At 33.7% G+C, this 24,498-nt stretch carries 23 protein-coding genes and 1 pseudogene; 20 read left to right on the plus strand and 4 right to left on the minus strand.

Annotation, left to right across the window (positions count from 1 at the left end; all coding sequences use genetic code 11):
- Nucleotides 1-647: 647 nt before the first annotated feature.
- Complete coding sequence (locus KD050_RS18275; RefSeq protein WP_211893737.1) at nucleotides 648-1,277, plus strand: LysE family transporter; 630 nt, start codon at nucleotides 648-650, stop codon at nucleotides 1,275-1,277.
- Between the two features lie 154 nt (nucleotides 1,278-1,431).
- Here KD050_RS18275 and KD050_RS18280 read toward each other — a convergent pair whose 3' ends face one another.
- Nucleotides 1,432-3,399, minus strand: a complete 1,968-nt coding sequence (locus tag KD050_RS18280) for a lipoteichoic acid synthase (protein WP_211893738.1) — start codon at nucleotides 3,397-3,399, stop codon at nucleotides 1,432-1,434.
- 248 nt (nucleotides 3,400-3,647) lie between these two features.
- On the opposite strand from KD050_RS18280, the gene KD050_RS21570 reads away from it, so the two are divergent.
- From KD050_RS21570 to KD050_RS18335, 11 genes are all read left to right on the plus strand, one after another.
- Nucleotides 3,648-3,776 (plus strand): GNAT family N-acetyltransferase, encoded by a 129-nt coding sequence (locus tag KD050_RS21570; RefSeq protein ID WP_211893739.1) that lies wholly within the window; start codon nucleotides 3,648-3,650, stop codon nucleotides 3,774-3,776.
- Nucleotides 3,777-3,811: 35 nt separating this feature from the next.
- A complete protein-coding gene (locus KD050_RS18290) occupies nucleotides 3,812-4,261 on the plus strand; it encodes a GNAT family N-acetyltransferase (protein WP_211893740.1) in 450 nt (149 codons plus the stop codon).
- A 915-nt stretch (nucleotides 4,262-5,176) separates the two neighbouring features.
- Nucleotides 5,177-5,632, plus strand: a complete 456-nt coding sequence (locus KD050_RS18295; RefSeq protein ID WP_211893741.1) for a GNAT family N-acetyltransferase — start codon at nucleotides 5,177-5,179, stop codon at nucleotides 5,630-5,632.
- 126 nt (nucleotides 5,633-5,758) lie between these two features.
- Nucleotides 5,759-6,196: a GNAT family N-acetyltransferase gene (locus tag KD050_RS18300; protein WP_211893742.1), complete on the plus strand. Its 438-nt coding sequence runs from the start codon at nucleotides 5,759-5,761 to the stop codon at nucleotides 6,194-6,196.
- A 126-nt stretch (nucleotides 6,197-6,322) separates the two neighbouring features.
- Complete coding sequence (gene fabZ, locus KD050_RS18305) at nucleotides 6,323-6,748, plus strand: 3-hydroxyacyl-ACP dehydratase FabZ (protein WP_211896355.1); 426 nt, start codon at nucleotides 6,323-6,325, stop codon at nucleotides 6,746-6,748.
- 697 nt (nucleotides 6,749-7,445) lie between these two features.
- Entirely contained in the window at nucleotides 7,446-8,318 is an 873-nt protein-coding gene (locus KD050_RS18310; protein WP_211893743.1) for an AraC family transcriptional regulator, read from the plus strand.
- A 408-nt stretch (nucleotides 8,319-8,726) separates the two neighbouring features.
- Nucleotides 8,727-9,650: an alpha/beta hydrolase fold domain-containing protein gene (locus KD050_RS18315; RefSeq protein ID WP_211893744.1), complete on the plus strand. Its 924-nt coding sequence runs from the start codon at nucleotides 8,727-8,729 to the stop codon at nucleotides 9,648-9,650.
- A 249-nt stretch (nucleotides 9,651-9,899) separates the two neighbouring features.
- Nucleotides 9,900-10,262, plus strand: coding sequence for a YobA family protein (locus KD050_RS18320; RefSeq protein WP_211893745.1), 363 nt, complete (start codon nucleotides 9,900-9,902; stop codon nucleotides 10,260-10,262).
- A 71-nt stretch (nucleotides 10,263-10,333) separates the two neighbouring features.
- On the plus strand, nucleotides 10,334-10,564 hold the full coding sequence (locus KD050_RS18325; protein ID WP_211893746.1) for a hypothetical protein: 231 nt from the start codon (nucleotides 10,334-10,336) through the stop codon (nucleotides 10,562-10,564).
- A 183-nt stretch (nucleotides 10,565-10,747) separates the two neighbouring features.
- On the plus strand, nucleotides 10,748-11,314 hold the full coding sequence (locus tag KD050_RS18330; RefSeq protein WP_211896356.1) for an NUDIX hydrolase: 567 nt from the start codon (nucleotides 10,748-10,750) through the stop codon (nucleotides 11,312-11,314).
- 703 nt (nucleotides 11,315-12,017) lie between these two features.
- On the plus strand, nucleotides 12,018-12,455 hold the full coding sequence (locus tag KD050_RS18335) for a VOC family protein (protein ID WP_211893747.1): 438 nt from the start codon (nucleotides 12,018-12,020) through the stop codon (nucleotides 12,453-12,455).
- A 641-nt stretch (nucleotides 12,456-13,096) separates the two neighbouring features.
- Here the strand turns inward: KD050_RS18335 and KD050_RS18340 are convergent.
- Nucleotides 13,097-15,961 carry a leucine-rich repeat protein gene (locus KD050_RS18340; protein WP_211893748.1) on the minus strand — a complete coding sequence of 955 codons (2,865 nt, stop codon included), beginning with the start codon at nucleotides 15,959-15,961 and terminating at the stop codon, nucleotides 13,097-13,099.
- A gap of 720 nt (nucleotides 15,962-16,681) precedes the next feature.
- Between KD050_RS18340 and KD050_RS18345 the strand changes: the two genes are divergently transcribed.
- Both KD050_RS18345 and KD050_RS21305 read left to right on the plus strand, forming a co-directional pair.
- Nucleotides 16,682-17,083, plus strand: a complete 402-nt coding sequence (locus KD050_RS18345) for a topoisomerase (protein WP_235753851.1) — start codon at nucleotides 16,682-16,684, stop codon at nucleotides 17,081-17,083.
- A 220-nt stretch (nucleotides 17,084-17,303) separates the two neighbouring features.
- Nucleotides 17,304-17,672 carry a hypothetical protein gene (locus KD050_RS21305; RefSeq protein WP_235753852.1) on the plus strand — a complete coding sequence of 123 codons (369 nt, stop codon included), beginning with the start codon at nucleotides 17,304-17,306 and terminating at the stop codon, nucleotides 17,670-17,672.
- Here the strand turns inward: KD050_RS21305 and KD050_RS18350 are convergent.
- Nucleotides 17,666-17,926 carry a site-specific integrase gene (locus KD050_RS18350; RefSeq protein WP_235753853.1) on the minus strand — a complete coding sequence of 87 codons (261 nt, stop codon included), beginning with the start codon at nucleotides 17,924-17,926 and terminating at the stop codon, nucleotides 17,666-17,668. The genes KD050_RS21305 and KD050_RS18350 overlap by 7 nt on opposite strands.
- A 220-nt stretch (nucleotides 17,927-18,146) precedes the next feature.
- On the opposite strand from KD050_RS18350, the pseudogene KD050_RS18355 reads away from it, so the two are divergent.
- The 5 genes and pseudogenes from KD050_RS18355 to KD050_RS18375 all read left to right on the plus strand — a co-directional run.
- Nucleotides 18,147-18,506: pseudogene (locus KD050_RS18355) on the plus strand (class I SAM-dependent methyltransferase); the annotation flags it as partial.
- 220 nt (nucleotides 18,507-18,726) lie between these two features.
- A complete protein-coding gene (locus KD050_RS18360; protein WP_211893750.1) occupies nucleotides 18,727-19,242 on the plus strand; it encodes a hypothetical protein in 516 nt (171 codons plus the stop codon).
- 159 nt (nucleotides 19,243-19,401) lie between these two features.
- Nucleotides 19,402-19,617 carry a hypothetical protein gene (locus tag KD050_RS18365; RefSeq protein WP_211893751.1) on the plus strand — a complete coding sequence of 72 codons (216 nt, stop codon included), beginning with the start codon at nucleotides 19,402-19,404 and terminating at the stop codon, nucleotides 19,615-19,617.
- 755 nt (nucleotides 19,618-20,372) lie between these two features.
- Complete coding sequence (locus KD050_RS18370; RefSeq protein WP_211893752.1) at nucleotides 20,373-21,041, plus strand: DNA alkylation repair protein; 669 nt, start codon at nucleotides 20,373-20,375, stop codon at nucleotides 21,039-21,041.
- 631 nt (nucleotides 21,042-21,672) lie between these two features.
- On the plus strand, nucleotides 21,673-21,993 hold the full coding sequence (locus KD050_RS18375) for a DUF1700 domain-containing protein (RefSeq protein WP_211893753.1): 321 nt from the start codon (nucleotides 21,673-21,675) through the stop codon (nucleotides 21,991-21,993).
- 479 nt (nucleotides 21,994-22,472) lie between these two features.
- Here KD050_RS18375 and KD050_RS18380 read toward each other — a convergent pair whose 3' ends face one another.
- Nucleotides 22,473-22,697, minus strand: a complete 225-nt coding sequence (locus KD050_RS18380) for a hypothetical protein (RefSeq protein WP_211893754.1) — start codon at nucleotides 22,695-22,697, stop codon at nucleotides 22,473-22,475.
- A 135-nt stretch (nucleotides 22,698-22,832) separates the two neighbouring features.
- Between KD050_RS18380 and KD050_RS18385 the strand changes: the two genes are divergently transcribed.
- Nucleotides 22,833-23,906, plus strand: coding sequence for a phosphotransferase enzyme family protein (locus KD050_RS18385; protein WP_211893755.1), 1,074 nt, complete (start codon nucleotides 22,833-22,835; stop codon nucleotides 23,904-23,906).
- Nucleotides 23,907-24,498 lie beyond the last annotated feature (592 nt).

A 24,498-nucleotide genomic window follows, 5' to 3' on the forward strand; every position in this document is an offset into this window, starting at 1 on the left:
GTGTAAAATGTGGAGATTATAAAGAAGGTTGTTTAGTGTTTAGAGGATGATTAGCAATGCATAGTTCTAACATAATGTGTAATAAAAGAGAAGGTGCCTTTTCAACTAACGGGTGCTTTACTTCAAGAAGAAGTAAAGCCATTTTTTATTAAACTAAAGTAGCATTTTACTCTGAAAAGTATTAAAGAATATATGACCCGACTATTATGTTAAAGTATAGAAAAAATAATAATAAAAAGAAGGTGTAGTTTGATAAAAACAGTATTTGTAGGTTTAATATCATTTATAGGTGTAAGCAGTTTGCTTTTATCGATTGGATATTTGTTTCATTTTAAATTGTTCATGTTTAGTTTTTACGAAGAAACTTCAACAGGATTTGAAGCAGGAGGTTCAGTAATTCCTTTTATAATCGGAATAATTTGTAGTTATTTTATCGGTAATTACTATAAAAAAAGGCAATATAGTTATTAAACTAACGGGTGCTTTAGGTAGAGAACATGGGTTGCTTAGGCAGCTCTTTTTTTATTGAACTAACGCAGCAGTTTAGTAGAATAAGAGGTTGAATATAATATACTTCCTTATGTATAATAATTCATATAAACGGACGTAAGAGGTTATCTATCTTTACTAATGAAAGAAGTGTTTATGTGAGTTTGTATCTTGCTTATGTAATGGTAGGTCTTGCCATTGCAATGCCTGTAGGGGCGATTACTGTCGAAATGACAAAACAAGGGTTGAAAAATGGATTTATACATGGATGGGCAGTAGGGTTAGGTGGTATGACAATTGATTTTACGCTAATCATTTTGCTATCAACAGGACTTGCTTCTATCTTGGCGTTACCTATTATTCAAATTCCAATGTGGCTTATTGGAGCAGTATTTTTAGTGTACTTAGGTTACGATTCTATAAAAAATGCTGATAAGGATATCACTTTATCCGGAGAAAGAGTAACGAAGTCTTTTTTTAGTTCTTATAAGAATGGCCTTCTTGTGGCTGTATCTCCAGGTAATCTTGTTTTTTGGGTGAATGTATTTGGAGTAGTACTTGCAAAAAATTATGCAAGCGATGAAAGTCACTTTTTCATTGTTGCATTAGGAATTTTAAGTGGAATATTGTTACATGATATTGGATTACTCGCAATTATATCCATTACAAGAAAAGCACTAAATCGAAATATGATTAAATGGTTAACAATAGTATCGGGGATTTTATTAATTGGTTTTGCAGGATATTTTGTTTATGAGTTTATTCAAAGTGTGAAGTTATATATATAATACTTTTTCACAAACGGGTGCTTGAGATCATAAGTTAAACAAGACTAACTTTAGAACAACAAGAAAAAAAGAACCAATTCCTCTTCGGGAATTAGTCCTTTAATCGTTATGCTTTGCAATGTGTGGAGTGTATGCGGCCACACACTTCTTCAAATTAATTATTTTTTTCGTTATCAGTTTTTTCTGTTATATCCTTATTATAATTATACTGAGAAGGATCAACTTTAGTAAAACCCGCCGGTGTATAGAATCTCAATAGGTCACCATTTACAACTTTATCAGATAATTGTAATTTGTTATCTACTTCTTTCTTATACTCATTCGCTTTTTCTAATTGAGTATCATCTAGAGTCAAACCAGTTGTTGCATCATAGAATTTCTCATTAATTGAGTAGATAGTAGGACTAACAAAATCACCATTTCTAAACGTTACTACATCATTATGCTCTATTGAGAGTAAGTCAGTACCAAAGTGAACATAATTTTGTGAATCAATTCCTAGTAAATGTAATAAGGTTGGAAGAAGGTCTATTTGCCCTCCATAAGTATGATTGACTCCACCTTGCATTCCAGGAACGTGAATAATTAACGGTACACGTTGTAAATTTGTACTTTCGTAAGGTGTAATTTCTTTTCCAATTATTTGTTCCATAGCTTTATTATGATTTTCTGAAATACCATAATGGTCACCATAAAAAACAAGCATACTGTTATCGTATAAGCCCGACTGTTGTAATTCACCAATAAACTGTTCAATTGCCTCATCAGCATAACGAGCAGTCTGGAAATAATCATCTACACTTGCATCACCAGTATTAGCTTTACTAATTGTTGTTAAGTTTTGATCCATTTTATAAGGATAATGGTTCCCAACCGTAATAAATTTTGAATAGAAAGGTTGAGGTAGAGCATTTATATAATCTAATGATTGTTCAAAGAATGGCTTATCCAACAAGCCATATTCAGCCATATCTTCCTCAGAAGTAGTGTCATAATAATTGGCATCAAAGAAATGGTCATAGCCGAATGATTTATAAATCTCGTTACGATTCCAAAAAGTTCCGTTATTACCGTGGAATACAGCTGATGTATAACCATCCTCTTTTAAGATGGCGGGAGCTGATTGATACGCATTCTGACCTTTTGTAATATATGCAGATCCTTGCGGTAAACCAAATAAAGAGTTTTCAAGCATAAACTCCGCATCCGAAGTTTTACCTTGAGCTGTTTGATGGAAGAAGTTATCAAAGTATAGTGTGTTTGGATCTTTAGTTAATGAATTTAAAAATGGCGTTACTTCTTCACCGTTTAATTCATAGTTAATCAAAAAGTTTTGGAATGACTCCAAATGAATATAGATGACGTTCATTTCTTTTGCTGCACCAAAATATTCTGGGTTAGATTCTGCATAGTTAGATTTTGTATAGTTTATAACTTCTGTCATATCATCGCTATCAGCTAAAACCCGTTGTGAAGACGCCTTAATAGTTTCTGTAGCGTCATAAATAGTATAGTTATACATTCCTAAATACTTAACAATATAGTTTCTATCAAAACCACGAGTTAATAACTGTGGACGATCAACGTTAGCTAGTCCTAAATTTAAAGCAGAGATTCCTATTACAAAAACAATTCCTACAATTGCTTGTCTGTATCCAATTCTACTAGTATCTTTTTGAATTTTTTTAGATAAACATAAGTAAATTAATAAAAATACATCAACAAAGAACAAAATATCGTAGGGTTTTAACAATGAAATAACACTGCCGCCTAAGTCTCCAAAGTTCTGCGTTTGAGTAATCGTTGGTAATGTAATAAAGTCACTAAAAAATCTATAATAAACTACATTTGCATATAAAAGAATGGACATAAGAGTGTAAATTACCACAAGTAAAGTATATTTTCCCCGTCCTTTGAAAATGAAAGGAACTCCAAGAAATAACAAAGCAGAGCCAAGTGGATTTAACAATAAAAGAAATTGTTGAAGGAATCCTTCTACTCCTAAGTTAAATTGAGTTACTTGTGTGATATATGTTTTAATCCATAACATGAAAGTGGCTAATAAATATAGACTAGAAAACTTACTTAAAAAAGCAGCTTTTTTATTAATTAAACTTTGCATTTTATCACCTTCCTATAAATCTATTATTCATTCTTAAGAATAATTTGGTAAAAATAATTTTAATATAATTTCACAAAGCTAATTCACACTACATCTTTTGAAGACTTCTGTCAAGTGAAAATCTTGCTATATCCCTCTATACACCACCTATAGTTTAATACTTATCGTTGTTGTTACAGGCTTTAGTGGTATCTTTTAGGAAGCATTACAGGGGCGAATTTTTTGTACTACCTACATATTAATTTCTTATGGGTTATGAATTACTTAGAGATAAAGGATACGGAAAGCAATTATTAGATAGTATAGAGGAAATTGCAAGAGAGAATAGATGCAACCACATTAACATTTTCCTATTCAAGTACCGGGTGCGTATTTAGAAAAGATATCCTAAAAAGTTCAAAGGAGGCATAGCATGAAACAATATAAAATCAGAATTACTCCATATAACTCCAAATATGCAGAACAAACAGTGGACATGTGGCGAGAAAGTAAGGAACAGGCTATTGGCCAAAAAGAAATTCACGACTTTGAAAATCACGTTTATTTTTTAAATCATATATTACCAGAACAGTTTCAAATAGATTTAGCCTTAATGGATGAAGAAGTTGTTGGAATGATTGCCTATAACGATAGTGAAATAAACCAACTATATATTCATCTAGAGTATCAAGGAATCGGTATAGGTCGGACATTACTAGATAAAGCAAAAGCACAATCAAGTAGGAAATTAACATTGTACACATTTGAAGTAAATGAAAAAGCACAACGGTTTTATGAAAACCATGGCTTTAAAATCATAAATAGAGGAAATGAAAATGAAGAAAATTTACCAGATATTCAATATGAATGGACATCCAAATAAATGATGTTATTTGGGTTTTTAATGAAAAGTTAGCATTATAAAAATCTTGGGTTGAATAAGTAACTCTTTTTTGTTATAGAACTAACGCTAAGTTAGTTGAATAACAGCTTGTTAATGGGAAGGAGAGGACTAATTTATGATATTTATGCTTTGGCTTGTCATACCATTATTAGGCGTTTTATGGTTTTTAAATTTTACTACTTTTTTAAAGAACCTATAGAACGGAAAAAGCACTCATAACCCAAATGTTTTAGGAGCAGTCTTAACGTTTATTTTTATCTTTGCTCTAATGTACTGCTATGCTGGAACTCACTAAAAGATTGTGAACTATTGCACTTAAACTAACATAGTGTCTGAGTTAAAGATCAAGGATAGCTTAGCCAACTCTTTTTTCTTATTGAACTAATGCTGCAGTTTAGTTGAATAAGGGGAAATTTTATTTCTTTTGAAATATTTGGAACTTCCATTAATTTTAAACGTATTAAAGTTAAGGAATGGATTAGCTCATTTGAAATAAGGGGGTGTCCTGAAAATAACTATATTTAAAAAGTATTTTACAAATGTTTTATGGATTTTAGTTATCGCATTATTTGGAGTGTCTTTTCTAACGCATGCCAATAGTTATTTCAATACTAAAGAAATTAACTTATTAAGTACTCGCTGCAATGAAGTTGATGGAGAAGTTGTATTAAAAATCTATAATAATCTAACAAGTGAATACTATTTTGAGTGTAAGAGAAAATAGATTTAATTGTTCATGTTCATTGTACTGGAGGAACTTAATTAAATTGAGTTCCTCCATTTCTTATTGAGCTAACGGGTACTTTACTTCCAGAAGGAATAAAGCTTTTTTCCTTATTTGAACTAACGCAGCAGAATAGTTTAACAGCAATTACGTAATTAGAGGAGAATTATATGGAAAAATATGAGGTAAAGCGTATAAATAATCTGTTGAACTTTGATTTGGATAGTTTAGTAAAGCAAAGCAAAGAAGAAGGTTTTCGTTTTGTAGAAAGATTAATAAATGATTATAAAAATGGCAGTAATACTTTCAACCATTTTGGAGAAGGTTTATTTGGTGTGTTTAATGAAGAAGGTGTACTTGTTGCTATTGGTGGATTAAATAGAGACCCATTTTCAAATGAACAATATATTGGCAGGCTCAGAAGGTTTTATGTCAGTAAAGAGTATAGGGGAAACGGTATAGGAAGTCTTTTGTTAAAAAGGATAGTTGACGAAGCAAAAAGATACTATAAAATTTTGGTTCTTCATACAGATACCGAACAGGCTGAAAGATTTTATTCATCTATTGGATTTTCAAAGGGAAATCTTTATCTAAATTCAAGTCATTTTATGGAGTTTAGAAATTAAAGTGTTATTAAACATACGGGACTTTACTTCATGAAGGAGTAATGCCTTTTTTCTTATTGAACTAAAGCAACAGTTTAGTTTAACGTTAGACTATATCAAAGTATATTGAAAGGAATGACTTTATTAATGGAAATTAGAAAACCTAGCGATTTTGAATTGAAAGAAGTTATTTTACTTTCCCCAGAAGCAATATTTGATGGCACATTGGGTGAAGTAAAACCTACAAATGAAAAAATCACACGTCTTATTGAACCACTACTGGAAAAGGGAAGCTATTATTTAATAGCAACAGATAACGAAAAATTAATGGGCTGGATTCTTTTAGGTGCAGGTAAAGACCAATTTACTGACAAGATGAATGGATTTATTTATGAACTGTTTGTTATTGAAGAATTTAGAGGGAATGGAATTTCTAAGCGGCTAATGAGAACTGCAATTGACCATCTAAGACAAGATGGATACTCTGAAGTTCGTCTTAGTGCGTTTGTAGGGAATACAGCTATTAAACTTTACGAAAAAATGGGCTTTAACATAAGAACAGTTTCTATGAGTTTGTCTATATAAATAATTAACTTTTCCACTAAAACAGCAGGTTAGTTGGATAAGGTCTATTTTATAGTATCAACTATTAATACCAAGTGATAAAATTAATTAAATAGACTTAATAATTTTGTTATGGGGGATTAAATGATGTTAGATGCTCAAAAAATTAAGGAAATAATTAGACATCGATATCCATTTCTATTAGTGGATAGGATTTTGGAATTAGAAGAAGGAAAAAGAGCGGTTGGTTTAAAAAATGTAACAGCAAATGAGGATTTCTTTAACGGGCATTTTCCCAAGTACCCTGTTATGCCAGGTGTATTAATTGTTGAGGCATTAGCTCAAGTAAGTGCAGTTGTGATGCTAACTAAAGAAGGAAACCAGGGGAGATTAGGGTTATTAGTTGGAATAGATAAATGTCGTTTTAAACAGCAAGTAAAACCAGGAGACCAACTCCGTCTTGAGGTTGAAATCACTCGATTAAAAGGACCTATTGGAAAAGGCAAAGGTATAGCTACGGTTGATGGGACATTAGTTTGCGAAACAGAAATAACATTTGCGTTTGGTGATTAAAATCTCTTAATTAAAAAATGTTATTTCGACTCTTGAATGTGCGGTACGAGCAATTTACAAAAATGCTTCTTCAACTAACGGGTGCTTTAGTTAAACAAGACCATCAATTTGATGGTCTATTTTTATGTCCAAAACAACAAGTAGATTTCGGCGATCCAGTGTCAAATGTTAACCTTAAATAACGCAGCAGTTTAGTTCAATAAGTAAGAACGGAATTTTTAAAAAACGGAAAATTTGTTTCATCAATACAAAAGCAAAGAGGCAGAACTTAAGGTGAACGAAAACGTCATTATATTAAGTTAAGCGAAGGGGTGAGAGAATGGGCTTTTGGTATTTCTTAATATTATTCATGGGATTATTTTTAGTAGCTAAGGGGCTACTTGGGAATAAAAAATTTAGCTTGGTATTTGTAGGATTATTATGTATTTCCTTTTCAATATTTATGTTTTCTCCTGGAAGTGCAGAAATCATTTCGGAATTTTTCAATTTGAATTAGAGTATAGAATGGTTTTAGAATTACCACCTATAGGCATTTTCACTAAGGGTGCTTTACTTCAAGAAGGAGTAAAGCTTTTTTCTTATTGAACTTAAAAGCGTCAGTTTAGTCAAAGAAAAGATTAATCCTGCATAACTGTGCACAAAATGTAGGGTGGATAGATTCAACTCCTGCTATTCTATCAATGAAGGAGGTCATGGAATGGATTTGCTTAAGAACATGAATGATGCAATGAAGTATATAGATGAAAACCTTACTAACGAAATAGATTTTAAAATAGTGGCAAGTATAGCGCATTGTTCTGAATATCATTTTAAAAGGATGTTTTCTTTCCTTGCTAGTATTACATTATCAGAATACATCCGTCGTAGACGACTTAGTTTGGCAGCATTTGAGCTTAATAATAGTGACGTAAAGGTAATCGATGTTGCGATTAAATATGGATACAACTCACCGGACTCTTTTACTAGAGCTTTTCAAAATTTACATGGTGTAACACCATCAGAAGCAAGAAACAATGGACATCAATTAAAAGCATTTCCACTAATGACCTTTCAATTATCAATAAGAGGAGGAAATGAAATGAATTACCAGGTCGAACAAAAAGAGGCATTTAACATAATTGGTATCAAGAAAAGAGTTCCAATTATTTTTGAAGGAGAAAACACAGAAATTACAGCAATGTGGAAATCTTTGACTTTGGATAAAATAGATCAATTAAAAAAACTCTCTAATATTGAACCTAAAGGGATGATTCAAGCCTCTACTAACTTTTCTGAAGGACGCATGGAAGAAAAAGGAGAGCTTGATCAGTATATTGGAGTGGCAACAACACAAGAATGCCCCGAAAAATTTTCAAAACTTGAAGTTCCTGCCTTAACATGGGCGATATTTGAATCAACGGGACCTTTTCCTAGTACGATACAGGAAACTTGGGGAAGGATTTATTCTGAGTGGTTCCCTTCATCCAATTATCAAGTAACTGAAGGACCAGAAATATTGTCGATTAAAACCAAAGATTTAACTTCACCATCTGTGAAGAGTGAAATTTGGATTCCAGTTTTGAAAAAATGAATTTAATTTTAGATCATTGAGGAGCTGTTTTGCAGCTCTTTTTTCTTTCTTAATAGATGGGATGATTGAGAAAGTATACACTTAAACTAACGATTGCTTTAGATTAAAATCAAGGGGTTGCTTAGGCAACTCTTTTTTATTGAACTAACGCAGCAGTTTAGTTAAAGAAGGAGTATTTTGAAATGGTATCGAATAAGTTAATATATGTAAATTAACATTAGGATTAGTGTTTTAAAGGCTGTTGTGAATAACAACTTGAAAAGAAGATTAAAATTCTACGTTCTATTCAGAACATGCTTTCAAACTTGTTAAAAAACTTCTGATGAAGAGAAAAATAACTATCTACGTTATTTCATAAACTGAACAGAATGATCAATAAAAAAGGGGTTTGTGAAAGGGGATATAAAAATGAGTTTACAAATTTACAGTAAAAAACGTTCTATGCAAAGTTATCTTTTTGAAAAATATTTAACTTTGCGAAATACAAAAAAGGGTTTTTCTACTATTGAAAACACCTCACAGTTCGTAAAAAAAAGGGGAACTGAAAATATTAAGCCATACGCTATAGGGAATGCTAAATTTTCCAGCGATATTAAGGAGCAAGTACTTGAGGACATGAAGGTTTTCACATTAAATGACCAAAAATCTTTGAATCAAAAAGTAATTCTCTATATACATGGAGGTGCCTGGACTAATCAACCTTTAATTTTTCACTGGAGGTTCATGGATAAAATGGCTCAATCATTAAATGCAAAAATTATTGCTCCTATTTATCCTAAAGTACCTAATTTTAATTATCAGCACACCTACCCAAAACTCTTAAACCTATATAATGAAATTCTTGGAACCGTTGAAAGTCCTAAACAATTGACCATAATGGGGGATTCGGCAGGTGGAAATATTTCACTTGGTTTGGCACATCTTTTAAAGACGAATAATATACCTCAACCAAAAGATATCATTTTGCTATCTGCCTGTGTTGATATGGGGCTTGATAACCCCCTTATACCTGAATATGAAAAAAAGGACCCAATGTTGGCTATTGGAGGAATGGAAGTGATTACAAAGATTTGGGCAGCAGATAAGAACATAGATGACCCATTAATTAGTCCTATCTACGGTAACTTTAAAGGACTTGGGAAAATCACTCACTTTATTGGAACACACGAAGGATTATATCCAGATGCTATAAAACTTGATGAAAAACTAACAGAGCAAGGAATTGAGAGCGATACATTTGTATATCCAAAAATGAATCATGTGTTTGTTGTAATGCCAATCCCAGAAGCTAAAGATGCTCAACAAAAAATTATTGAGATCATTAATAACTAAGTGAGGACTTTCAATTGCAAATTAAGAATGCTTGAGTTAAAGACCTACCGCGTAATTTAGGCAGCATCTTTGTTATTAAATGATCAGGATATAAGATTGTGAAGGATTGCACTTAAACTAACGGGTGATTTAGTTCAAGAACTTAGGGTTGCTTAGGCAACTCTATTTTCTTATTGAACTAAAGCTGCAGTTTAGTTTAATAAAGGAAAACGTTTCTTTGATAAAATGTCTATTTGTAGGAGGTATAAAATGAAACTTTTACGGTATTTTTGTACAATTTTGATCTTGTTGAGTTTTATTCTCTTAATAACTGGATGTGCAGAAAATAGAACCACAACGAAAGAGGATGAGTTAAAAATAGAAGGTTATATACTTGAAGTAGATGAAGGTAGAATTTTGGTTGCAGAAGGCATGACTTCAGAACAATATGAAACACTTAAATATAAAACGCTTCAAGAGTTGGATAATGAAAGTATTTCTCTTTTCTACTTAAGTTATGAAGGTACCAGTAACTTAAGGAAAGGTTACAAAGTGGATGTATGGATTGATGGTGGTATTGAGGAATCTAATCCTGCTCAAGCTAGAGCAAAAAAGATTGAGATAAAAGATTAAAAGTATCTTCTTGAACTAACGCAGCAGTTTAGTTGAATAAGGATTTAATGTAATCATAGGGAGGAAGTATTATGTATTTAGTTTTATCAATTGTTCTAAGTACTATTTTAGGCTTTGTACTACTTTTTTTTGGTACATACATAGCTGGAGTTATTGCTTTTGGAATTATTGTAGGTTGTTTGTTTAGAGGACTATATTTACTAAACGACATACACAAGAGCCTTGACAGTTCACCTAAAAAGAACAAAGTTCAAGTAGCGTATGAAAGTTATTTGAATGAAAGAGAGAAAGGTATCCATTGAATTTTCTACTAACCGGTGCATTAGTTATACAAGTGGCTGCTTGTTAGAGTAGCTTTTTCTTATTGAACTAACGCTGCAGGTTTAGTGAAAGAGGAAATAATAAACGAGAATGGAATTTAAACATTGAAGATTAGTATTCTTATCAATTAACAAACATTAAATTATTTTAGGGGAGTGACTGACATTAATATTAATCAAGATGTAAAAACGTCGGGTGCTTACGTTTTATATCGAGGGCTGTTTATTTTTCAGGTTGGCCCTACAGAAGCGGCAGATAAACTTGGAGTAGTTAGACTTGGTGGGCATAAAGAATTTGAAGAAACGGCATTAGAGACAGCTAGGCGTGAAGTTTTTGAAGAGGCTTCAATGAAAATAACTCCAATAAATTCTCCAATAACTTATCATATGAGTGAGTGGGGAAATGAGCCTTCCATACTACGGTTATGCGAGGAAATAGCTCCAATTTTAGTTAAAGGAAATGAGCAGGAATCTTTATCAATAATGTATCTTTCCTACTCTGAAAATGAACCAAATCCCTCTTCAGAAACTAATGGACTTCTACTACTAACTCCAGAAGATGTTCATTTTATCTGTAATAATAAAATTACTTTAAATGATTTTATTAAACAAAATGGAAAAGCGATATTAAAGGGAATTATAAATAGAGATTTATTTTTAACACCTTTTCCTCAACTATTATTTCTTTCAAAATTGTTAAAAGTCCATCCAGATTTATTCATCATAAAATAAAATCAATTAAATGATGATGTTTGTGAATTTATACACTTAAACTCCCATGAAAATTAAAAAACGCTCATAATCTATAAAATTGCATCACAAAAGATATTCAAAAATAGCTTTTATAAAAAAGGCTGTGCCTTCAGAATGATTATATTAAGCTGAAAGTTAAATCAGGAACCAACTCCATTCTTCTTAGAACAAAGGCAAGGCTGGTGCATAACCAGAGGAAGATTAATCTCTCATGAGTGCTACTCGTATAGAGTGCGACAGTCTGTGATGCACCGTGGTCGTTGGAGTCAGACTAACGGATGCGCTCAATGGCACCATAGTTCATCGACCTTCTTCGCCAGCCAAACTAATCTATACACGTTCTGAGACAATTTTCATCCTTAGTGGTGCAGCGTTTTTTTGCTGCATGGATGGCTAACGGGTGCTTTACTTCAAGAAAGGTTAAGCCTTTTTTCTTATTGTTCTAACGGTCAGTATTGTTCAATATTCAAAGGGGAACATTGAGAAAAATAGGTGGAAAGTATAACCGTTAGGGAAATGAGGAAGGAATTTAAAAATAATTTGATACAAAATTAGTGAAATGATTCTTTTTTTCACTGGCAATACATTTATCTTATTATTATTATATTAATCGTCCCTTTGTTAATACTAGAATTTGAAAACAGGATTTTGCAAAATAACAGGAACATAGGAGGTATGAAATTTGAAGATCCAAAAAATAGATCATGTGGGTGTAATCGTAAATGATCTCTCTGCCGCTAAAGAGTTTTTTCTCGATTTTGGACTTGAGGTGAAAGGGGAATGGGAAATGGAAGGAGAGTTGATGGGATATGCAGTTGGGCTTAATGACGCTAAAGTAGCGTGTGTAGGATTGGGAACGCCAGACGGTCAGACATGGATAGAGCTAATCAAATTTTATTCACCGTCAGATGAAAAAGATATTCAGCAAACCTTTGCAAATACACTGGGTATCCGACATATTGCATTTACTGTTGAAGATATTGAAGCTGTTGTTGCCAAATTGAAAAAGAAGGGTACGGAAATATTTAGTGAGATACAGAAATATGAAAAAAGTTATAAATTATGCTACGTTCGTGGTCCAGAGGGAATTATTTTGGAGTTGGCTGAGGAAATCAAATAAGTAATGTTAATTAAAATGAGAGTACGACTCTTTGTTACTTTCTAATTTTTTAGTATGTGAAGAAATGTAATTAAACAAACGGGTGCTTTACTTAATAAGGAGTAAAGCCTTTTTCTTATTGAACTAACGCAGCAGGTTAGTTGAATAGTCTTTAAATAATTATAGGAAAAAGAATGCCCCAAAAAAGCACATCTTTTTTTAAGTGCTGAAATCAGTAGCTGATTAATAATTCTTGGTGATAATTCCATGTTAGATAATGGGGGCTTATCCAGAACGTCTTGCCACCTTTGCTTGCCTTAAATCTTTTCAACCTTGGCCAGCTTATATTTCTTTCTTATTGAAGAATATAATAGAAAGAACAATACCTATAAAGGATAGTAAACAGGTAATGAAGACAGCAAACATGAACGGAAGGTTTTCTCTTTTCGTTAATGATGCCATTAATATCGACTTTTCCCCTCTCTTTTCCAGGTGGTATTTGGTTATAAAAAGTATTTTGTTTGATAATACTTTTTATAAAAAAGATGGATTAAAACTCTTCGTTTTGTAAAACTGATTTTTCTACAGCTAGAAAAGATCCCAATAAAAAACTACACATGTAACGGCGGCATCCTCGCAAGCCGGACATGTGTAGTTTCTTTTTATTTTTTGACTATTCTTTCTGTTGCAGCTTCTTCGATTTCTCTTTTAGCCCAATGTGTAGAAGGGACATCGCTAAATGTAGACATGGTAATGTCTTCTAAAGCCGGACGTTCGAATAATTGATTGAGTACTTTCACGGCTTGTGCCCGTGTTAAAGAAACGTTTGGATTAAATGTCGTTTCACTATTCCCCGTCATAATCCCCCATGTACTCACTTGTTCGATTGCTCTTGCAGCCCAATGATTGGACGAGACGTCTGTATATGATTTGCCTTTTCCAGAGGCATGACAGATTATTTTTAATGGATCCTGTGCACATTCGGTTTCGATCCAATGAGCCACTACACTTGCCATTTGTGCGCGTGTAATCGTGCCATTTGGATGGAATGTCGTTTTAGTTGTGTCATTAAATAAACCTACTTGCATCACCACTTCAATCGCATCTTTTGAAGGGTGATTGGTTGTATCCTCAAAAGAACTATTCGTTGTTGTTGGAATGTCACCATTTGTTAAGAAACGCGCTAACATCGTTGCCATTTGGGCACGTGTTACCGAAGCATTTGGTTTAAATGTGCCATCTGGGTAACCTTGAATGTAGGGGGCAAATCGCTTCACCTCTGAAGCATAAACTAAGCTAAATGTGGAGAAATGTTCGACTTCAAACTGGAACCCTTTCACGCCCGGTTCAAATTCAACAATACGCCCACGTTTTACTTCGGTTGTCCCATCACTATGCTCAATATAGACAACAAGTGAAGCCATTTGTTCCTCTGTTGTCTCTACCGGAATGGGTAAGGTGACTGTTACTGGTCGATTTTGCATATTTGTTTCAATCGTAACGGGTGTCCCCATTATTGAAATAACAGCTCTATTCGGCATCGCTTGTTGGATTTGTTCATTTTTTAGCGCATTCGTATGAATCGTTTCTTGTTGAGCCTTGACTGGCACAATACGGTAGAATACATCTTCTTTCACGCCATCAAATGATGTTGACGGCATCATCAATTGTGCTAACGCTGTATGCATGAAGAAATTCGTATGTTGATTATTTAAAAATAAACCTGCATTTCTTGAAAGATTCAAATAGGCCTCTGCCGTAGCTGTTTCTGCTGGGTATACGAGGCGAATTGTTCGTGCATCTTTATTGGCCATTTGTTGTACTTGTGCTTGGACATTCTCCAATAATACGTCTGCTCGATACTTCACGATACCTTGTTCCACAGTACGAATAATGTCTATAGCATGTGATGGCGTTGGCTCTACTGGCTGTGGTACCGGTGTCGGCTCTGGTGGTGCATTCACCGTAATCGTTGCCGTGTTGGATGTACTACCATAGGTTCCTGTTACAGTTACTGTTCCTGGTGCAATTGCTGTTAATTCATTTCCCTGCATTGTCGCGATGGTTGGGTTGCTTACTTTAAAGGTTGTATTTGCCGTTCTATCTTCACTTGTCCCATCTGAAAAATTTTCTACTAGTTGGAAGCTTTGCGTGCCTCTTACGGTTAATTGTCCTGTTTTTGGTGATAGAACAATGCCTGTTGTTGTGACAGGAGGCGCATTCACTGTAATCATTGCCGTGTCGGATGTACTACCATAGGTTCCTGTTACAGTTACTGTTCCTGGTGCAATTGCTGTTAATTCATTTCCCAGCATTGTCGCGATGGTTGGGTTGCTTACTGTAAAGGTTGTATTTGCCGTTCTATCTTCACTTGTCCCAGTTGAAAAATTTTCTATTAGTTGGAAGCTTTGCGTGCTTCCTACGGTTAATTGTCCTGTTTTTGGTGATAGAACAGTGCCTGTTGTTGTGACAGGAGGCGCATTCACCGTAATCGTCGCCGTATCATATGTAGTTCCATAGGTTGCCGTTACCGTTACAATGCCTGGCGCAATCGCTGTTAATACATTATTTTGCATTATGGCGATGGTTGAGTCACTTACTGCAAATGTTGTGTTTGCCGTTTGGTCTTGACTGCTCCCATCTATATAGTTTTCCACTAGTTGGTAGTTTTGCGTATCCCCTACTGTTAATTGCCCAGTTTTTGGTGATAGAACAATGCCTGTAGGGACAAGATTCCATTTCGCATAGATTGTCATAGGCGATGGAACAGTATTTGTCCAGGGTCTCGTATACGATGAGTTCTCGAACCATCCACTAAAAGTATTACCCCGTTTCACTTGATAACTAAAAACATCTTTACCAATATTTGAAACTTGTCCATTAAATTCAACTTGATTTAACTGATTATTCTCAAAGGCACCGTTCCCTATATAAGTGACTCCTGCTGGAATCGTCACACTCGTTAGTTGATTATTAGCAAAGGTTCTTGACGGTATTACCGTCATGTCTGTTGGAATCGTTACACTCGTTAGCTGATTATTAGCAAAGACTTCATCCCCCACAATTGCGTTGCCCTTTGGAATCGTCACACTCGTTAGCTGATTATTAGCAAAGGCAGCAAACCCTATAATACTGACGTTTGGTGGTATCGTTACACTTGTTAGTTGATTATTAGAAAAAGCAAGACCCCCTATAACCGTGACGCTCTGTGGTATTGTCACATTCTTTAGCTTATTTTTATCAAAGGCATAATTCCCTATATACGTGACGTTCTCTGGGATTATCACACTCGTTAGCTGATTATTAAAAAAGGCAGAATCCCTTATACTCGTCACATCTTGACCTTTAATTGTGGCTGGAATGATGACGTCTGTTGTTATTCCATTGTAATCTGTAATGGTAACGCCTGTAGCATTTGTTTCCGTTACAAAATCTGTTTCACTATTTGCTGCGCCATATACCGATATATTTCCCCATTGTAAATTGAGGAGTAACAATATTAGAAATAGGCTGGATAATTTTTTCATGTAGTCGTCTCCCTTTCTCTTTTTTTCTATGTAATAGCAATCTCCATTCAGTGGACAATTTGATTACATATCACTTGATTGTACTCTAGGTAAAAAGAGGACGATACTGACAAATGTTAATGGTGTGACAATATAACATTCTAAATAAGGATCCAACATGCTAGTTTACGGTAAAAAATAGGTTTCAGTATTGTGCCTTTTAAGGCACCTATTTACCTCTGATCCTCTCACATCACCTTATCACTTCAAATTATGTTTCTAATCAATATGGGATAGTTGGAACAATCAACGATTTAAAAGAGATAATTGATGAATTATCTATTACTGCTATTGCTATTTGCCAGTATGAAGGAAGTGAAGAGTTTTACATATTCTCTTGTGATGCAGAATGGGAAGTATTAGGAGACACAGTTTATAATACATTTAAGGAAGCAAAAGAGAGTGCTATGAAAGATTACAATGTAAAAGAAAATGATTGGCTGTCAATGTAGACTTCTTCAACTAACGGGTGCTTTAGTTTAACAAGACCATATTTCGATGGTCTTGTTTTTTACGTCCAAAACATCAAGTATATTTCGGCGATCCATAGTGAAATGTTACACTTAAACTAACGAAGCAGTTTAGTTGAAGAATATTATTATTAAATTTGGATCTATTACCAATATATAACGTTAAACTTATTGTGGAATGTGCAATTTATTTTGAGAGGGGAATTTAGAAGTGGTGAAAAAAGCTATAATTTCAGGAATTGTATTTTCTTCAATCTTGTTAGTTGGATGTAATAAAACCGAGGTATTAGAAAGCGAGCAGGAAGTAGTAGTTTCTCAAGGAAACGTGGAGAATGATGGAATATCAAATTTAATATCTGAATTAAAAAATGAAATAATAGTATCTATTACAGAGCAAACGGAACTTGAAAGTGATTCACTAACAATAATGGTAGATGGTGGTACTGATGAATTAACAATTTCAGTAGGTTTCCCAAAGGATGCAAAAATTGATGATACGTTGATTCAACAAATAGTTGAAGATTCTATTAAGAATATTTCTGAAACAGAAACAGAAACAACTAGCGAAGAACAAATAAAAATGAAAATAAAAACAAAGATCGAGAAATACTAACAGTGAAGTTCTTTTAATGGATACAAACAGCCTTAAAAAAGTAGTTTTATAAGTATGTGAATAAATGTACTTAAACTAACGGGTGCTTTACTTCCATAAGGAGTATAGACTTTTTTTCTTATTGAACTGAAGAGACAGGTTAATTGAACATGTAATAGTCCTACTAATCTGGATCCTAAATGGTTTCAATACTTTTTACCATTAAAAGGGGAGTGTTGTAATGGTAAAAAGTATTAACAAAACAAAAACCATTATGTTTTTAAGTTTGATGTTGATAATGTCTTGTTTTTTAATATCTGCTTGTTCAAAATTTGATGTAGAAGACACGAATAATGAAGTAATTAAAAAAGTGCTTGAGCTTCAATTCACTGGTCCAGATGAGGAATTTATGGAGCTAATATGGAATCCTAAATATACGACTGTTGTGAATAATAAAGAAGTGAACAAAGAGTTGGATAAGTATGTAGCGGAGGTATACGGACCCTACTTTATAGATTCTTATCTCAGCCCCTTCCTAAATACATATGGGATGTCATATCAAGTTATTGCTGACAAATTTAATTTTGGAAGTTGGATTCTTACTCAGTAGCCTTCTTCATGAGACCAACGAAAAAATGACTTCAAAAAGCGGATACGATGTGCAAGACTGGCCGGTTTTAAATGCTTGCCGGATATAGATAGATATTCCTTCAGTTGATTTGTATCCTGTAATTCCATCTCTACATCCTTAAAATAGCCGATTAGTAGCAAAGACTGTAACTGGTAAGCCTTCACCGTTTGTGGAGAAAAGCCTTCTATTCGCTTATCCGCTTCAAACGAAGCCCATGCTTTTGACAGTAACAATTTCATTCCCCCTAAAATAGTAATATTAAAAGGATTATTGCCAATTTAATAGAATTATAGACATAGTATGTGTTTTTACTAACGCAGCAGGTTAAACAAAGTCAACATCAAGTAAATCACTAGAGTGGAGTGTTGTTATTGAAAGTTTTTTCTAAACTTTTTTCAAGTCCAAATATTAGTAGTAGGGCTATGTTTCTTGGGTTTTTGACTTTATATACTATTATTCGAAGAGAGTACAAATGATGGAAATATTGGAGCAAAAGTATCTAAATATCTATCTGAATTGGGCGTGAAGAACATTGAGTGCAGAATCAGTGATAAAGTTAACTTCCTCTATTCAGATAAGAATCAACAAGATAAGAAAAAATTGTTTTATTCGCTTAAAGAAGATGGAGTAGGTGGAGAACCTGTAAATAAAGACTGGTTTATTGAAAGTTTGACAAACCGAGGGGTTACATTAAAGGAAGCACAGGAACAATTTGAAGCTGAACTACTGTTTTCACAAGTTTTTAACATGGATTCCTCTTTAATATACGCACCCAGCATGAAAATTACTTTTGGAGATATAAAAAAGTGTTAATTAATCTCAACGCCTTTAGTTCTAATTCAACTAACGGGTGCTTTACTTCAAGAAGGTGTAAAGCCTTTTGTCTTATTGAACTAAAGTAGAGGGTTGTTGAACAAATTACCACAAGATTTATTGAAACGAAAACTACGAAATTCTGTCCATTTATAAAAGGAGTGACGATATTAAAAAACTTAGCCTAATTTTATTTTTAATATTTTTGTCAATAGGGCTATTGAGCTGTCAACAAAGCGGTAAAGAGGAGGAACTCGACAACGAGATTTCTAAAAATGTAGCCAACTCTAATACTCAAAATATGCCAATAGATATGCCTTCCGATTTTGATTTTTCTATTCAGTTCGGTGTTCAAAAAAAGAATGAAATTAGTACTTTTGAAGGAACGGTGACCAAGGATTTAATAGCAGATGGTACTGCGACAACAGAGTTTATCTTAACAGAAGAAGAAATGAAAGATATTTATGAGAAAATGCTAGAAATTAATATAGCCGAAAAGAAGGAATTTACACCTGAACCTATAAACGGAACGACTTGTATGGCAGAACCGCACGGAGAAGATGAGTGGAAAATTATAATCAACGGTGAAACGATAAGACATTTATTTTCAGAGGAATACTGCGAACCAACGAACGATGCAAAACAGCTAATTGAGTTGAGAAATTATGTCTTTAATATAATTAAAACCAAGAGTGAATATAAATCACTCCCGGAGTCCAAAGGTGGGTATGAATAGTTATTCAACTAATTGGTGCTTTACTTCAAGAAGGGGTAAAGCCTTTTTTCTTTTTAAACTAACGTAGCAGTTAAGTTGAATAAGGGTTTGGTTTAGTAAGTGTAATTATTTGAAAAATTTGAATCATGTTATAATTTGTATATAAGGGGGAGATTTGAAATGCTGAGTAATAAGATTTTTGAATGGATTGGTTTTATTATTGTTCTCGTATCGATATATGCTAATGGTTCTTTTCGTGCAGATGGTATTACAACTGGTGCAGGAATAAACTTAAGTGTAATTGGAATAATTGTGGGTGTAATTCTTGCTTTTACTTTTTTCTTTATGAGGAAATTTGGAAATAAAGAAGCACGTAATAAATCGGTAAATTATTAACCTGCTATTTTATCGCGATTTTTTTCACTAACGGGTGCTTTAGTTAAACAAGTGGCTGCCTGTAGGGTAGCTTTTTTTATTAAACTAACGCGGCAGGTTAGTTTAAGAAGCAGGTAAATTTGGAAGGACATCGAAGTAGTTAATATCAAGTAACAGACTAGGAAAAGATGGGGTGGCTTTGAATATAGTGTTTATCATTATTTTTGTATTTTCCTTACTCGTTTCTACTCAAATTTCTATTGGGTTATTAAAAATGAAGAACATAAGAAATGGCTGGCAAGGTTAGTTGCATTTTTCGTAAATACACTTATCTTGTCAATAGCAACAATCCTACTTTACAAGTTAGATGTTCAAACATTTCATAAACAGACAGAAGGATTATTTAGTAGTTTAGGTATAGGAGTATTGATGTTTTTCATTTTTTGATACTCGAATTTATAAAAAATAGAAGTATGATTTTATAACGTGATAAATAAATTTCGGTCGTCGAATATTCAACTAACGGGGGCGTTTCTTTAAAAAGGAATGCTCTTTTCGTATCCAATTAAAAGGAAGTAAATGTTATTATTATATTAAAGATGGTTGCTCTTCTATCATAGGTGGAGAAAGCTTTAATACGATATATGCTACAATTTTAAAAAAGGTAAACTTTGGGGGCACACCACTGCAATAAGACTTATAACGAAATTAAGTTCTTGATATATCCCGTCAAGGACATATTATGAAACAGTACTTTAATAAAGGAGTTGTATAAAATGGATGAAAAAAAAGATACAGAAATAAAACGCTCTTCAAAAGCAGAAAACATTCTACATCAGATCAATAGTAAAACTAAGCTAGGCGACTTACGAAAAATCGCGAAGGACATTAAAAAAGATCACGAACTAGCTATGGAACTTTGGTCAACCGAAGAGTTTTTGCCCAGACTATTAGCAATCTTAATTATGGACAAAAAATTTCTTTCACAAGATGTGCTAAATAAGCTTGATAATGATATGCAGACTCACACTTTTGATGAGCGAAATAACTTAATGGATTGGTTAATGGCTAATCAGCTCACCAAAGACAAGAAGAAAATTGCATTGATGGTGTCATGGGAAAATAGTCCTTCTGCTCTTCAAAGGCGAGCTTTCTGGTATTATCAAGGGCGATTGAGATGGACTGGACAAACACCGCCTGATAACACCGCAGACTTGCTATCTGCAGTAGAAGCTAATATTACGCAGGAAGAACCCGAAGTTCAATGGGCTATGAATTTCACCGCAGGCTGGATAGGCGTTTATGATGAAAAGAATCGTGCACGTTGTATTAAACTTGGTGAGAAAACGGGTCTTTACAAAGATGAAATAGTAGCAAAAGGTTGTACTCCCAGCTATTTGCCGGAGTTCATTACGATTGAAGTTAACAAACGAAATAATAATTAGTTACCTCTTAAAAATTTATTAGGGTTTAATGCAAAAAATAAAGGAATTCAAAGCCTCAATATGAAAATTGTAATAGGCTTGGACAGAAAAATAAAGAAAACACCGCGTTAAGGCAGCTAGTTAGTGAAATATGCAAGGAAGATGTAAAGGATTAACCCACTATCTCTTTTTGATCTGTAGGGCGCTTATCTTTAAGAAGAACAACTTTCCAGCTGCGCAGTACAACGATACTATTCGATAGAAAAAGATCTTCCACAATCGGGCGCGATTGTTTAATAAACGCCTTTTTTCTTAATGATGACACTGAACAGTAGCTTTGTAATAAAGACTGATAATTTAGAACAAAGTTAGATAGATATCCTTAAGCGATTAAAGCGAATTATGGACTATAGTTAGGAGCAGTTTATAAGCAGTGGTTAGTTATTCAAGACTTAGGCTCACTTGGATGCTTAAGCGGTTTCAGGGTTATTAGCTTCCGAGACAAACCGAGTTTCTTTTAGAATAGGTAAAAAAGGAATGTAAAATCGGTCTACAGTCTGATTTATACTGGGAAAATTTGAGTATAATGAAAATAAGAGAAAAAAGAAACTATTTACCAATGAAAAATTTTCTGAAGGTTGGAGGGATATTTATGGGAAGAATTAATTATTTTGCATTGTTTGGCGTAATATTTTTTAATCTTGTCCTATTTTCGGGAGTTGCGATAGCGTTAGTTGCACTATTGTTTTCTTTGTGGACGGTTGTTGTTTCGTTTGTTTTATCACCAATTATTTTGGTAGCAGTAAACCAGATGGGTATACAAGAATTTGATATTATTCAAACAATTCTAAGTTGTATTATATTGGTTATAGGTATTAAGTTAGTGCCTTTTGCAATGAAAGCTACTCGATATATGGGTGCTTTTTTCACTAAATATATTGAGTATAACAAAAAAACAATTTATTCTAATTAAAATATTTGCTTAATGTAATAGCATACTTGTATTACAAAATCCAATTCGTAAAAAACAAAAAGCCTAGTTTATAAGATACGATCCGAAATTATTGGGTCGTGTCTTTTTTTCTTAGGCTATGTTAAAGGAAAAGGTTGATTTATAGTAAAATGGTATGGTGACACCTACCCTACATCTGATTAAAATTAAATTCACGTCAACTGAATATTTAGGTTAAAATAAGAACAAGTTTGTGAAGGTTTACACTTAAACTAACGGGTGCTTTAGTTAAACAAGACCAACATTTCGATGGTATGTTTTTACGTCCGAAACATCAAGTAGTTCTCAGAAATCCATTGTGAAATGTTAAACTAACGGTGTAGGTTAGTTCAATAAGAGAAGGAGAAGTTTTATGGTCGTATTTGACACATAAAGGGACGTTATAGACAAAAGCATTAAAAAAGGCAGATTAGACAATCTGCCTTTAATATTACTATTTTTTATTCATAGAGAGAGGGTTGCAAGTTTTTTGACTCTATCATATCAGATACAAACGTATACAAGTTTGGTGGGTGCTCTGCAATACGATGTGCAAGATATAAGTACCACTCTGTTCCATATGTAACGTACACCTGTGTCTTAAGATTCTCATCTCTCAATGATTTAATTAGGTCTGGACGAACGCCATCTAGCATTTCTATTTCAGTAAAATGATTGGAAAGCATTCCTTTTTCTTTAAGAGCTAAGACCTGAAGGTAAGTTTATAAGTTAAGTTTCTTAAACATGAGCCTTGAAATATAGCAATATAGACAAACACCCGCCTTGGGTGAAAATGAAGTCAGTTGGAGGAGATATTAATTATGAATCATAATGAAGTTGCTGAAATATACGAAGCTTATTTAAGTCCACTAGTATCAGAGTTGTACGAGTTGGAAGGCTATGTAACAAGTCTAATTAATGCTCATGCCGGAGGGCGGAATGTCGTTTATAACTGTGAGAAAGAGGGCGCTAGTGCAAAAATACTCAGAATCGCCTATTTAAATGACAGGAGCCGAGAGGAATTGTTGGGAGAAGTTGAATATATCCAATATTTATTCGATCATGGCGGTAGTGTCTCGAATGTGATCAGCTCCCGGAAGGGGAATCTACTGGAAGAGATCACTCATAATAATCACACCTTTTTTGTCTGCCTGTTCGAAAAGGCTAGGGGAAAAATGCTTGTAGAAAATCATTATCAGTATCGCGAAGGAGTTCCTATTACGGAATACTATTATAACTGCGGTAAAGTTCTCGGGAAGCTGCACCAATTGTCGAAAGGCTATGCTCCTGTTCATCGCCGGTATAGTTTCTTTGATAAATACAATGTCGAGTATATCGATAATCTGATACCGGGTACGTTACCACTGCTTAAGGAGAAGATGGTAGAGCTTCTTAAAACCTTAGAAGGATTGGACAAGAATTCTGAGTCTTTCGGTATGGTACATTTTGATTACAATGATGGTAATTATATGATTGACTTTGATACCGGACAAATCACTGTATTTGATTTCGATAACTCTTGTTTCTGTTGGTATATGTATGACTTGGCGAATGTCTGGATGCTCGGATTGGGCTGGATACAATTCGAACCAGATGCTGTTAAACGAAAAGACTTTATGGATGATTATTTCAAAACAGTACTCGAGGGATACACATCTGAGACCAAAATCGAAGATTCGATGTTGAATAATTTGTCCTTATTTATCCAAATTACCCTCATGGAAAATATTATAGATGCAGTCGAGGTCATGCGGAACAACGGTGAAGAGCTGAAGTGCGATGAGGAGTTGTCATATAGCATAAAATGCCTCGAAGAAGATATCCCGTATAAGGGATTTTTCCATGAAGTTTTCTCGTGCGAAGAACCTTTCGAGTGTGAGGAACGAAATATTTAATCCACCAATTTCCGAAGATGACGACAGTGTATCGTCATCTTCAAGTTTCTATTCTTGTTTGGCTGCTTCCACATATAAAATTATACTGGCACAAAAGATAGCGGAAGTGATAAATTCTAATGGCATTAATCAGATGCAGTCATAGACGGTCTTATTTATGGGATGCCCTAGCCGAATTAGTGCGTTTTACTCATAGAACAATATCTACTCATAGAACAATAGCATGTTAGAATTTCTTATTGCGTTAAGTTTACTTTTATAACCTACATGTAAATCGGTAAGTCAGTGGAAACCAAAAAGGAAATTTTAGTTTAGATTTTTTTGTCTCAAAATATTTGAAGAAGAAGGAGTTTAGACTTTTTTGTCCAGATTGTTTAGACTTTCTTGCCTTTGTACAAGATTTTTTTGAAATAGTAATTATTATTTTGTATGTATTTTTTTTACTAACGGGTGCTTTACTTCAAGAAGGAGTAAAGCAACATCCTAATTACTCCAATTCTAAAGTTATTGGAGTAAGAGGCTTTGAACTTAACACACTATTGTTACTAAAAAACGTCCTCAAGAGCTTATTAATCTCTTGGGGACGATTTCA

This window comes from Psychrobacillus sp. INOP01, assembly GCF_018140925.1.
In the GTDB taxonomy this organism is placed as follows: domain Bacteria; phylum Bacillota; class Bacilli; order Bacillales_A; family Planococcaceae; genus Psychrobacillus.